Consider the following 12,894-nt stretch of genomic DNA (forward strand, 5'->3'; position numbering starts at 1 on the left):
AGATATGTCTTTTAGAGTGGTAAATGGAAAATTGTATTCAACGGTGGACTTTACGGAGTATTCAAGTGTAGGACTCCAAAATAAGAATGCTAAAGTTAGTAAAGAAGAAGATATATTAAACAAAGATAAAAGTACATTTAATAAAATTTTAGACAAACAAATAAAAAAAGAAGAATACTTCACAATATCTGCTCATGCAGCACAAAGGCTTAATAGTAGAAATGTTAAATTTGATGATGCTGACATGGAAAAAATCAACCAAGGAATTAATATGGCAGATAGTAAAGGTGCGAAACAAGCATTAATCTTATATAAGGATATGGCCCTTATAACTAGTATTAAAAATAGAACTGTAATTACCGCAATAGACAAAAATCAAAGCCAGGCAAGTGTAGTAACCAATATAGATAGTGTAGTTATGATATAAGCTGGACCTTTTAGGAGGCTTAACTTTGTGGAAATACAGAAGCAAAGTGAATAATAAAAAATCAAAATTACATTATAACTCTATTGCAATTTAACTAAAAAAATGGAGGTAATATTATGTTAAGATCATTATATGCAGGAGTAAGTGCAATGAAAGCAAATCAAGTTAAATTAGATGTTATAGGAAATAACATAGCAAACGTTGGGACTACAGCTTTTAAAAGTTCAAGAGTTAGGTTTCAAGATATGGTAAGCCAAAGTATGTCTGATGCATCTGCACCATCAACAAATCAAGGAGGAGTTAACCCAAAGCAAGTAGGACTAGGAGTACAAGTTGCGGGAATAGATACTATGGTTGGTCAAGGAATGATGCAGCCAACATCTAGAAATTTAGATGTTGCTATGGATGGAGAAGGTTATTTAATAGTTGCTAGTGGATCTATTAATGGAAAAGTAACAGTTACAGATCACACTATGGTGGATCAAACTGAAAATATATTGACTCCATCATATACAAGAGATGGAGCTTTAACACTAGACCATGAAGGTCATTTGTTAACATCAGATGGGTTTAGGGTTATGGGCTACTCTGTAGTTGAAAGCTTAATCTACACGGATGGTAAACTTGTTACAAAATTTGTAAATGCAAATCCTACCGATGTTGGCGATGCTCCAAAAGCAGATGGTTTTCTTATACCATTATCAATACCTGATAAAATAACTAAGGATAGTGGTGAAGTCAAGGTGAAATCTTTTTCTATAGAAAAAGATGGAACTATTAAGGCTATTTTAGATGATGAGAGTGTAACTGTAATTGGACAGATTGCCATGGCATCTTTTAATAATCCAGCAGGACTAAGTAAAAGTGGTAAAAATTTATATACAAGCACTTCTAACTCCGGAGAACCAGTGGTTAGATCAGGAATTGGAGCTGCTACTGATGACGATAACAGCAAAGGTTATGGTAATATGCTTTCAGGAATGCTTGAAATGTCGAATGTAGATTTAGCTGAGCAATTCACAGATATGATAGTTACAACAAGAGCCTTTCAGGCAGCAGGTAAGACAATTACCACAGGCGATGAAATATTACAGGAAATAATAGGTCTAAAGAGATAGTATAAATCATTATATTTTAAACTGAATTTGCAATAAGTCTCAAATACCATATGTATTTGAGACTTACCAAATTCTTTTCAATTTACTTATTCTAAAAAATAGACCAACATATAGAATAGGTATTTTTAAAAGAAATCTTATAATACATAATAAATCGTAAATCATAGGAGGTTCCCATGATAAAACTTACAGGCTTAAATAAAGAAGAATTTATATTAAACGCAGAGGTAATAGAAAAAATTGAAACAATGCCAGAAACGTTAATAACATTAGTAAATGGCAAGAGGTACATTGTGCTTGAGAGCACAGATGCAGTAATTGATAAAATAATAAAATATAAAAACAAAATATTTGCTGGTAAGTTTTAGGGGGTAAGGGCATGAAAAAACATGATATTTTGACCAGTGCTGGAATTGTAGTAGGAGTTGTGCTGATTTTATGGGGGATGTCAGCTGGTGGGGCTAATTTAAAAATATTTTTTGATCCTGCTTCCATAGCAATTACAGTAGGAGGTTCTTTTGCGGCGCTGCTTATAGCTTACCCAATTGCAGCCATGAAGAAAGTTACAAAGATTATTGTACAATCTTTTAAAGAAAGTACATCTTCTAGTACAGAGATTATAAATAGTTTTACAACACTATCTAAAAAAGCAAGAAGAGAAGGTCTTTTATCTCTTGAGGATGAAATGGCACAATTAACAAATGAATTTTTAAAAAAAGGACTCCAAATGGTGGTGGATGGCCTTGAGCCTGAAACAATAAAGGAAATTATGGAACTAGAAATAGGGGAAATGGAAAGGCGTCATAATGATGGAGCTAATATGCTAAAAGCTTGGGCAGCTTATGCACCAGCTTTTGGTATGATTGGTACTCTTATAGGGCTTATTCAAATGCTTGCAAACTTAAGCGATTCCTCAGCCTTGGCATCTGGTATGGGAAAGGCACTGATAACTACATTTTATGGTGCTTTACTTGCAAATTTAATATTAATTCCTATGGCACAGAATTTGAATTATAAATCTAGCATTGAAGTCAACAATCGTGAAATGATGCTTGAGGGTATACTTGCAATTCAATCTGGAGTAAACCCAAGGATTGTTGAAGAAAAATTGACATCTTATTTATCACCTGTGGACAGAGCTAAATTCCTTGAAGATGAAGCCAAAGCAGCTGGGGTGACAGATAATGTCTAGAAAAAAAAGTGGCGGAGAAGAAATGAGAACAGATGCATGGATCGCTACTTTTTCAGATACTATGACACTTCTTCTAACCTTTTTCGTCTTGTTATATTCTTTTTCAACAGTTGATGCAGCAAAATTTAAACAAATTGCATCCTCTCTTCAATCAGTACTCACAGGCGAAACTGGAACTAGTATTTTAGATTTCAACGTGAAAAGTGGTGAAGTTCCATTAGTTGGAGAACCTGTACCAACTACAACACCTAGTAATAGTTCAGAAGATGTGTACCAAAAGGTCCAAAGTTTTATAAAAACCAATAAACTAGAAAGCACAGTGGTGATAAAATCTGATAGAAGGGGAGTTATCATTCAACTTAAAGCAAATATTTTATTCCAAAGTGGAAAATCAGAAATTATAGATAAGAGTAAGCCAGTGTTAGATTCAATTAATGCCTTAGTAGCTACTCTACCTAATGATGTTGTAATAGAGGGACATACAGATAATATACCCATTAATAATTTCGAATACAAAAATAATTGGCAATTATCTTCTGCTAGAGCTCTAAAAGTACTTGAATATTTTGTAAATATTAAGAAACAGAAGCTTCCAAAACGATTTACATCAGTAGCTTGTGGTGAATATCAACCTATTGCACCTAACAATAACGAAGCAAACAGAGCATTAAATAGGAGAGTAAATATTTTGATTGTTGCAAATCAAAAGGAGGCTGTTAAAAAGTGAGTGAGAAACCTAAAAGTGGGAAAAAATCTAAATTAATTATTATACTTTTATTAGTATTAATTGTAGTTGGCGGTGCAGCATTTGGCGGTATGTATTTTTTAGGTAAAAAAAATGATAGCAGTTCGACTACAACAGCTAAAGTCGCGGTAAGTAATGAGGTAACTTATTCTTTGGATGAATTCTTAGTAAATTTAACAGATGAGGATGGAAGGCGTTATTTAAAGGTTAGTGTTGTTCTTGGATATGAAGATAATGCAGACTTAACTGCAGAACTAGAAACAAAAAAGCCAATTATTAGAGATGCTGTCATTGCGACTCTTAGAGCAAAAACTACTGCAGATTTTAGTGGTGCAGGTGTGGATGGTATAAAGAAGGAGCTAATTGCTAAAGTTAATCCTACCTTAACGAAAGGAAAAATATCCCATATATATTTTAATGATATATTGGTACAGTAGGTGGTAATGTAATGGACTTAGATTTCTGGACACTACTTTTTAAAATTATAATATTTTTACCTTTTATATTAATTTTACTATATTTATCCTTAAAGTATGGTGGAAATAAACTTCAAAAATTACAAAATGGTAGATATATGAAAGTATTAGATAGGATAGCGCTATCTAAAGAAAATAGTATAATAGTTGTAAAAATTGGTGAAAAAGCTTATGCAATATCTTCTAGTTTAAAGGGAATTAATATTTTATTTGAATTACCTAAGGAAGAAATTAGCAGTATTGAAAGTATTAAAGAGATACCGCAATACGAGGACATGAAAGAGCTATTCAAAAAACATATTATTAACAGTGAAGTTGCGGCTACTTTTAAAAATCGTATTATGAAAAAGGGTGCTAAAGATGAAAAGAAAGAATAAAAACTTGCTTATTTTTGCTTTGATTATGTTGGTAATGGGGATTGTTTCTATAAAAGTTGTAAATGCGGTTCCGCAAACACTACCAATACCTAAAATTAATCTTTCAATTGATAAAGCAACTACTCCAAATGATTATGTGGATAATATTAAGTTACTTGTTGGTCTTACTATACTTACCTTACTTCCTTCATTTATTATAATGACTACAAGTTTTGTAAGAATAATTATAGTGCTATCACTATTCAAAAGCGCGATTGGTGCTCAACAGGCAATACCTAAAGAGGTTTTACTTGGACTTGCACTGTTTTTAACTTTTTTCACCATGGCTCCAACATTTACAAAAATAAATAATGATGCCATAACTCCATATTTGAATAGTACAATAACTCAATCCGTAGCCATCGATAAAGGTTCTAAGCCCCTTAGAGATTTTATGTTAAAACAGACCAGAGCTAAGGATTTAAAACTTTTTTTAGAAGTGGGGAAATTAGAAGATACGGTTAAAAATGAAGTTGATGCAAGTGGTAAAGTAGTAATGAGCAATGGAAAGCCTAAACTTTCCTATGATAAAGTACCCCTATATGCAGTAGTTCCTTCTTTTATGATTAGTGAATTAAGGCGGGCTTTTGAAATGGGATTTTTATTATTTATACCTTTTATTATAATAGATATTGTTACTGGTAGTATTCTTATGGCTATGGGAATGATGATGCTACCGCCAGTTATGATTTCTCTGCCATTTAAATTATTATTATTTATTATGGTAGATGGGTGGAATTTATTAGTAAAATCACTTATTATGAGTTTTAGTTGAGGTGAATTAAATGACTGAAGATATTGTATTATCTGTAGTAAGAGATGCTATTCAAACGGCAATAATGGTATCAGCTCCAATCCTACTTACAGCCACTGTAGTAGGGCTACTAATAAGTATATTTCAAGCTACTACTCAAATACAGGAGCAAACATTAACTTTTGTTCCAAAGTTACTTGCAGCAGCAATAATGGGCTTATTAATGGGAAGCTGGATGCTTCACATCCTAATTGATTTTACAACTAGAATTTTTGCACTTATTGCTAATATGGGAGGTTAGGTGGAGTTATTTTGATTAATACAGCTTATTATTTAGGCTTTATAATGGTGATACTGAGAATATCAGCATTCTTTATGAGTGTACCAATTTTTTTTCCTAAGGGTACTCCGCCTACAGCAAAGGTTGGATTTTGTGTTGTTTTTACTTTTTTAATTTTACCAGGTGTTAATTATGAAAGTGTGAATTTAATTACTAGTAACGTAGCTCTTATTAAATTTTCTATAGACGAGGTTATCACTGGCCTTATGTTAGGATATATAACAAAGTTTTGCTTTTTCTCAGCACAGTTTGCTGGGCAGCTTATGGATTTCCAAGTTGGGTTTTCCATGATGAGCCTTTTTGACCCTGTATCTAATGAGAATGTTACATTGCTTGGAAGAGTACTTTACTGGGTAAGTATGGTAATGTTTTTTGTTGTAGATGGCCATCATATGTTAATAAGGGCTGTGGTTGATTCTTTTAATTCTGTAAAACTTGGTAAGTTTATACTATCACAAGCATCAGCTATGATGATGGTGAAAATATTTATAGAATTTTTCATACTTGCGTTAAAAATAGCAATACCTATTATTTTAATAATTATTATAACAGATTTGTGTCTTGGTTTAATATCAAGAACGGTTCCACAATTAAATGTTATGATTTTGGGTATGCCAATAAAAATACTTGTGGGACTCAGTTGCTTTGCACTAGTGCTTCCAGCTATTCTAAAGTTAATAGTAAATTCCTTTTACACTATCCCGGATATAATAAAAGCTTTTTATAAAGTTATACCATTACTTGTTATTATATCATCGGATAGTGGTGAAAAAACTGAAGATGCTACCCCAAAAAAGAAAAGTGATTCAAAAAAAAAGGGGCAAGTGGCAAAAAGTAAAGAACTATCTTCTACTATTACTCTTTTAACCACAACATTTTTGCTCATTACTTTGGGTGCATATTTGTTAGATACACTAAAAGGCACACTAAGTGTTTTTTTAAACAGTTATTTAACCCTCAGTGTAAACGAAAATACTTTTAGAAGTCTGCTTCTTTTGTCTACAGTGAAATTTGGACTTCTTGTTTTACCAATTATGGTTCCAATTATGATAATGGGAGTCTTTGCTAGCTTAATACAATCTGGGTTTATATTTACAGGCGAACCACTTAAACCAGATCTTAAAAAATTAAGTATTATAAGTGGATTTAAGAAAATTTTTTCTATGAGGTCTTTGGTGGATTTAGTGAAGAATTTGGCTATAGTAACTACCATAGGAATTGTAGCTTATAATTTTATTAAAAATAATTATATGGAAATAATGAATTATGGAAGTCTTAAAATAGAAGCTATTTTAGGCGTTTTTGGGGCACTGGTAATAGCTATATTTATAAAAATAAGCATGATTATGCTCATAATATCAGTAATTGATTTTGCTTATCAGAAGTATAAGCATAACAAAGAATTAAAAATGAGTATGCAGGAAATTAAAGAAGAATATAAACAACAAGAGGGAGACCCTCAGCTTAAGTCGAAAATTAGGCAAAAACAAAGAGAGATGGCATCAAGTAGAATGATGCAATCAGTACCTGATGCCACAGTGGTTATCACAAATCCAACTCATTTAGCTATTGCTATTAAGTATGAGCAGGGTGGCGAAGGTGCACCCATAGTTGTAGCTAAAGGCGCAGATAATGTGGCTATAAAAATAAAAGAGATTGCCAGTGAAAATGATATTCCGATAATTGAGAATAAACCACTAGCTAGGTTAATATATAAGGAGTTAGATATAGGCTCTGAAATCCCAGCGGATATGTATCAAGCAGTGGCGGAGATATTGGCATTAGTATATAAATTAAAGAAAAGAAAATAATGGAGGGTAATTGTGGCTGAAAAAACAGGATTTAAAATAAAGAATAATCTAGATGTTTTGGTTGCATTTGGTGTAATAGGAATAGTTTTAATGATTATTATTCCATTACCACCAAAGCTACTTGATGTGATAATTGCTCTTAATATTACACTAGCAGTTATAATTTTACTATTAACAACGTTTACAACAGAAGTTTTGCAATTTTCAGTTTTTCCAACCTTACTTTTAATCACAACTCTTTTAAGATTAGCACTTAATATTTCATCTACCAGGCTAGTACTAACAGAAGCCTATGCAGGCGATATAATTGAGGCTTTTGGTGAGTTTGTTGTTGGAGGTAATTATGTAGTTGGAATAATTATTTTCTTAATAATAATAGTTATACAGTTTATAGTTATTACAGCAGGTGCTGGTAGAGTTTCTGAAGTTTCTGCTAGATTTACACTGGATGCTATGCCAGGTAAGCAGATGAGCATTGATGCTGATTTGAATGCAGGGTCTATAACTGAGCAGCAAGCAAGAGAGAGAAGAACAAAACTTCAGGATGAAGCCAGTTTTTATGGAGCTATGGATGGAGCTTCTAAATTTGTAAAGGGAGACGCAATAGCTGGTATAATTATTACAATAATCAATATTTTTGGTGGGATAATTATAGGTGTAGTAATGCTTGGAATGCCAATTGGAACAGCTGCAACAACTTATGTAAGGCTAACAGTAGGGGATGGTCTTGTAAGTCAGATTCCAGCACTTTTAATATCAGTTGCATCTGGTATTCTAGTTACGCGGTCTGGTAGTACAACAAATTTGGGAACTCAAGTAACCTCACAGCTTACTGCATTTCCAAAGGTTATTGCCATAACTTCAGTGGTGCTACTTGTTTTGGCTGCAATACCAGGCATGCCTACACTTGTTTTCATAATGCTTGCTATTGCTACGGCAACCAGTGCATATTTTTTACATAAGGACGAAAAGGATCAAAAGATTATAAAGATAGAAAATGAAGAACAGGAAAACTTTGATACTGAAAGTCGCGAACCGGAAAATGTTATGAATTTGATTTCTGTGGAACCTATGGAAATAGAAATAGGATATGGTCTAATACCCTTAGCCGACGAAGCTACAGGGGGAGATCTACTTCAAAGAATTGCCTCAGTGAGAAGGCAATGTGCATTAGAGATGGGAATTGTTGTACAACCTATTAGAATTAAAGATAATTTGCAACTAAAAACAAATGAATACGTAGTAAAGATAAGAGGGACTGTAATAATAAAAGGCAGTTTAATGCCAAGCATGCTACTTTGCATTGACCCAAGTTCTGAAGATATTACTATTCAAGGTATTAATACCATTGAACCAACCTTTGGACTGCCTGCAGTTTGGATAAATAATGATCAAAGAGAAGATGCTGAAATAAAGGGACTCACAGTAGTAGATCCAACTACTGTAATGGTAACTCATTTAACAGAAACTATTAAAACTCATGCCTTCGAGCTTCTAGGTAGGCAGGAAACTAAGTTATTAATTGATTCTGTTAAAGAGAAATATAGCACTGTAGTTGAAGAGTTAATACCAGATCTTATGACTATTGGTGAAGTGCAAAAGGTGCTACAAAGTTTATTAAAGGAAAAAGTAGCTATAAAAGATATGGTTACGATCCTAGAGTCTTTAGCGGATAATTCAAGAATAACCAAGGATATAGAAGTACTAACAGAATATGTACGTTTTTCACTTGGAAGAAGTATTTGTAATGGATTAATTGATGATAATGGAAGCATAACAATTATAACTCTCGCGCCAGAAGTTGAAAATATAGTGGCAAGTAATATTCAAAAATCAATTCAGGGCTCTTTTCCAGCAGTTGATCCTGAAACTACAGGTAAGATATTAAATTCTATTAAGGAAAATATCAATACAATTTATTTTCACAATAATCAACCAGTAATACTAGTATCGCCTAAGATAAGGCCAGCCTTTAGAAGACTTATTGAAATGGTATTTCCAAGTATTTCTGTGCTTTCTCTAAATGAGATACCAAATGAAGTTGAGATTAAAACTGAAGGGGTTGTGACTATATAATGATTATAAAACGATATGTAGTGAGTAACATGAACGAAGCCATGACAAGAATAAGATATGAACTGGGCTCAGAAGCTGTAATTATAAGTCAAAGGAAAATAAGAAAACCAGGAATAAAAGGTTTATTTACATCTAAAATTATCGAAGTTACTGCTGCGGTTGAAAATGAAATAGATGAGCAAGATGATAATATCAAAGAAAGCATAGAGGCTCTTACAAAAGTTGTGCAGCAGCAAGACGGAATTAAACCTTACCCTAGGGAATCTCAAAAGCAAAATAAGGCAGTATATAGCGCGCAAGATTACCAAAAGCAAAATAAGGTCGTACATAGTGAGAAGGCTTACACGGGTAGTGACAATAATAATTATCCAATTGATTTAATGGGTGAAATGAAAGAAATGAAAATCATGCTTAGTGAACTCTCCATCATTAATAAGGGTGGCAATAATAGTAAAATTAATAATGGTAAAAGCAATGTAGAAAAATTATTAGAAGACAATGATGTTGATAGTGAAAATATTCAAAATATAATGATGAATATTAGAAATCACTCCCTGGGAAATAATGAAGTCCAAGCTGCTGAAGAGCAAAATAATGATAGGGATGTTAATGAAATTGGAGCCGTAGAATATGAGAAATTGAAAAGCGTATTGAGTGAAATGATTCATACGACTATTCCAAATTTGCAAGGGCGAATAGTTCTAGTGGGTCCAACAGGTGTAGGGAAAACTACTACCATAGCAAAACTTGCAGGAAGGCTTGCTTTAATCGAAAAAAAAACTGTAGGCTTAATTACAGTAGATACTTATAGAATTGGAGCAGTTGAGCAGCTTAAAACTTACGCAGATATTATGAACATACCTTTTAAAGTAGTGTACAATATGAAGGATATGGATGAGGCTATACAATGTATGAATGAATGTGAAGTGGTACTTATTGATACTACAGGGAGAAGCAGTAAGAATAAAATGCAAATTTCAGAACTCCGAACTTTTGTGGAAAAGGCAGATACAAAAAACATCAATTTAGTACTAAGTTCTACAACAAAGAATAAAGATATTAAATCTATTATTGAAGGATATCAAATTTTGAATTATAATAGTATTATAGTAACTAAATTAGACGAAACTTCCACTTATGGGTCTATCCTTAATATATTAGAAACTGCAAAAATACCTCTCAGTTTTGTGACAACGGGTCAAAATGTACCTGATGATCTTAAAGAGTTATCTCAAAGTCAACTTGTTAGTCTTATATTAGGAGAGGATACTATATGCTAGATCAAGCTCAAAGGCTAAGGCAGATGGCACTGAAAAGTGTTGATAATGAGGGGCAGAGCATACCTAGGATTATAACGGTTACATCTGGTAAAGGTGGGGTTGGGAAAAGCAATATAGTAGTAAATTTATCTATAGCACTTCAAAAGATGGGCAGAAAGGTTATGATTTTTGATGCTGATATAGGAATGGGAAATGATGATATTATAATGGGATGTTCTTCCAGGTATAGTGTATTTGATGTTATAAGTAATGGAAAAGAAATTGAAGAAGTTGTAATAAATGGACCTTTTGGTGTGAAGCTTCTTCCAGGTGGGTCAGCCCTTACAAAAGTTGAAGATTTAACTCAAACTCAAAGAGATAATTTTCTAAATAAGCTTACGGCCTTAACAGGGCTAGATTATATAATAATGGACACTGGGGCTGGTGTAAATAGAAGTGTTTTGGGATTTATTGCTTGTTGCGAAGATTTAATAATAGTAACAACACCTGAACCTACTTCGTTAACGGATGCCTATAGTCTGCTTAAGGCTGTTAAACATTTCAATATAAAAAATTCTGCAAAGGTAATAGTAAATAGGTCTCTAGATAATAATGAAGCAAATATGACCTTTAAGAAATTTAATAATGCTAATATTAAATTTTTAGGGATGGAACTAGAATACTTAGGCAAAATTGGTGAAGATAAGAAATTATCCTATGCAGTAAGAGCCCAACAACCTGTAATTGTAAGTTATCCAAGTTCAGAGGCAGCTAAGGATATTGACAGTATAGCAAGAAAAATTGAGGGCATGAGTGATAAGAGGAGTGGGATTGGGATAGAAGGATTATTCAAAAAAATATTTAGCATTTTTTCATAAGGGGTTGGGGTAATGGTTAAAGTCGATTTTGCCATAAATAAGAAATTAGAAATATTAGTTGATGAAAAATATTATAATACAAACATTCAAGATTTAACAGAGGAATATATAGCAATTAGTATACCAATTAATGCAGGTCAATATATTCCATTGTCAAAGGGAACTGTTATGGATGTAATTTATTATGAAGAGGAAAATCTTTATAAATTTAAGTCTTCAGTTATAGGACGTAAATTTGAAAATATACCAATCTTGCTTATCTCAAAACCTAAGGAAATTATAAAGATTCAAAGAAGAAAATATGTTAGAGTCCCACTTTTAAAAGCAGCTAAATATAAAAACCTTAAGAATAAGCCAAAAACTAATCCAAGGACCGTGGATAAAAGTGAATATTTCAGAGCAGTATTAGTTGATTTAAGTGGTGGTGGAATGAAGGTTAGAGTATCAGAAGAAATTAAACTAAATGATTTTATTTTGCTGGATTTAGTGGTTAATGAGGAAGATGTGCTTATAGTGGGACAAGCAAAGAGAATTCAAAAGGATGACGAAGGTAGATTTGTTTGCGGACTTAGCTTTGAATTCTTAGATAGTCCAACAAGAGAAAGAATTATTAAATATACATTTCAACTTATGAGAGAACAGATGAAAAAAAATTAGGGAGGCGGTTATATGTCCATAGCCAGTGCGGTTGATGTAAGAGAGCAAATTGTTAAAAGCAATATACCCTTAGTCAAATATATTGCATCTAGAGTGATAATTGGAAAAACAAAATATGTTCAATATGAAGATTTGATTAGTTATGGCATGATAGGCCTTATGGATGCACTAGGTAAATTTGATGAAACAAAAGGGATGAAATTTTCAAGTTACGCATCAATTAGAATAAAAGGTACTATGATTGATGAACTTCGCAAGAACAGTCCCATTTCTAAGGGTGCTATGGACAAGCTTAATATTTACAATGCAGCTATTGAAAGGTTACAAAAACGTCTCTATAGAGAGCCTACAAATCATGAGATTGCCAAGGAATTAGGTATTACTATTAAAGAGGTAGCTGACATTGAAAGCAATATAAATTATATATCTGTAGTCTCGCTGGAAGACTTAATATTTTCTGAAGAGGATGAAATGCCCCTTAGTGGTACCATTAAAGATGATAAGAGTCCAAGCCCTGAAAGTGCATTAGAAGAAAAAGAGCAAATTGAGTATTTATCACTAGGACTAGAAAATCTAAAGGACAAGGATAAAATGGTTTTAACACTATATTATTATGAAGGCCTTACATTAAAAGAAATAGGAAGTATTTTAAATGTATCTGAGTCAAGGGTTTGTCAGCTTCATAGTAGAGCACTTGTAAATTTAAGAAAAGCTCTATCAAAACTGAAATATGAAATATAAAATA

15 protein-coding genes are annotated in these 12,894 nt (G+C 32.7%); all 15 read left to right on the forward strand.

Features of this window, described 5'->3' with window-relative positions; genetic code table 11:
* The first annotated feature begins 4 nt into the window (after positions 1-4).
* The 15 genes from ACREVU_RS19945 to ACREVU_RS20015 all read left to right on the forward strand — a co-directional run bounded on the left by ACREVU_RS19945 (position 5) and on the right by ACREVU_RS20015 (position 12,890).
* Entirely contained in the window at positions 5-427 is a 423-nt protein-coding gene (locus ACREVU_RS19945; protein ID WP_431553346.1) for a TIGR02530 family flagellar biosynthesis protein, read from the forward strand.
* A 116-nt stretch (positions 428-543) separates the two neighbouring features.
* Positions 544-1,545: a flagellar hook-basal body complex protein gene (locus tag ACREVU_RS19950; RefSeq protein WP_431553347.1), complete on the forward strand. Its 1,002-nt coding sequence runs from the start codon at positions 544-546 to the stop codon at positions 1,543-1,545.
* Between the two features lie 176 nt (positions 1,546-1,721).
* Positions 1,722-1,913, forward strand: coding sequence for a flagellar FlbD family protein (locus tag ACREVU_RS19955; protein ID WP_431553348.1), 192 nt, complete (start codon positions 1,722-1,724; stop codon positions 1,911-1,913).
* Between the two features lie 11 nt (positions 1,914-1,924).
* Complete coding sequence (locus tag ACREVU_RS19960) at positions 1,925-2,737, forward strand: motility protein A (RefSeq protein WP_431553349.1); 813 nt, start codon at positions 1,925-1,927, stop codon at positions 2,735-2,737.
* Positions 2,730-3,464: a flagellar motor protein MotB gene (locus ACREVU_RS19965; protein WP_431553350.1), complete on the forward strand. Its 735-nt coding sequence runs from the start codon at positions 2,730-2,732 to the stop codon at positions 3,462-3,464. The genes ACREVU_RS19960 and ACREVU_RS19965 overlap by 8 nt, the downstream gene beginning before the upstream one ends.
* Positions 3,461-3,919 (forward strand): flagellar basal body-associated FliL family protein, encoded by a 459-nt coding sequence (locus ACREVU_RS19970; RefSeq protein ID WP_431553351.1) that lies wholly within the window; start codon positions 3,461-3,463, stop codon positions 3,917-3,919. Before ACREVU_RS19965 ends, ACREVU_RS19970 begins: the two co-directional genes overlap by 4 nt.
* Before the next feature lie 11 nt (positions 3,920-3,930).
* Positions 3,931-4,335: a flagellar biosynthetic protein FliO gene (fliO, locus tag ACREVU_RS19975; protein WP_431553352.1), complete on the forward strand. Its 405-nt coding sequence runs from the start codon at positions 3,931-3,933 to the stop codon at positions 4,333-4,335.
* Positions 4,319-5,149, forward strand: a complete 831-nt coding sequence (fliP, locus tag ACREVU_RS19980) for a flagellar type III secretion system pore protein FliP (RefSeq protein ID WP_431553353.1) — start codon at positions 4,319-4,321, stop codon at positions 5,147-5,149. Before fliO ends, fliP begins: the two co-directional genes overlap by 17 nt.
* Before the next feature lie 10 nt (positions 5,150-5,159).
* Positions 5,160-5,429: a flagellar biosynthesis protein FliQ gene (gene fliQ, locus ACREVU_RS19985; RefSeq protein WP_431553354.1), complete on the forward strand. Its 270-nt coding sequence runs from the start codon at positions 5,160-5,162 to the stop codon at positions 5,427-5,429.
* An 11-nt stretch (positions 5,430-5,440) separates the two neighbouring features.
* Entirely contained in the window at positions 5,441-7,279 is a 1,839-nt protein-coding gene (locus ACREVU_RS19990; RefSeq protein WP_431553355.1) for a fused FliR family export protein/FlhB family type III secretion system protein, read from the forward strand.
* Between the two features lie 9 nt (positions 7,280-7,288).
* Positions 7,289-9,355, forward strand: coding sequence for a flagellar biosynthesis protein FlhA (gene flhA, locus ACREVU_RS19995; protein ID WP_431553395.1), 2,067 nt, complete (start codon positions 7,289-7,291; stop codon positions 9,353-9,355).
* On the forward strand, positions 9,355-10,635 hold the full coding sequence (gene flhF, locus ACREVU_RS20000; protein ID WP_431553356.1) for a flagellar biosynthesis GTPase FlhF: 1,281 nt from the start codon (positions 9,355-9,357) through the stop codon (positions 10,633-10,635). The genes flhA and flhF overlap by 1 nt, the downstream gene beginning before the upstream one ends.
* Positions 10,629-11,492 (forward strand): MinD/ParA family protein, encoded by an 864-nt coding sequence (locus ACREVU_RS20005; RefSeq protein ID WP_431553357.1) that lies wholly within the window; start codon positions 10,629-10,631, stop codon positions 11,490-11,492. Before flhF ends, ACREVU_RS20005 begins: the two co-directional genes overlap by 7 nt.
* Before the next feature lie 12 nt (positions 11,493-11,504).
* Positions 11,505-12,149: a flagellar brake protein gene (locus ACREVU_RS20010; protein WP_431553358.1), complete on the forward strand. Its 645-nt coding sequence runs from the start codon at positions 11,505-11,507 to the stop codon at positions 12,147-12,149.
* 12 nt (positions 12,150-12,161) lie between these two features.
* Positions 12,162-12,890: a FliA/WhiG family RNA polymerase sigma factor gene (locus ACREVU_RS20015; protein WP_431553359.1), complete on the forward strand. Its 729-nt coding sequence runs from the start codon at positions 12,162-12,164 to the stop codon at positions 12,888-12,890.
* Positions 12,891-12,894: the final 4 nt, after the last annotated feature.

Origin of the sequence: Clostridium sp. (genome assembly GCF_050717535.1) — a bacterium.
Classification (GTDB): domain Bacteria; phylum Bacillota; class Clostridia; order Clostridiales; family Clostridiaceae; genus Clostridium_AD.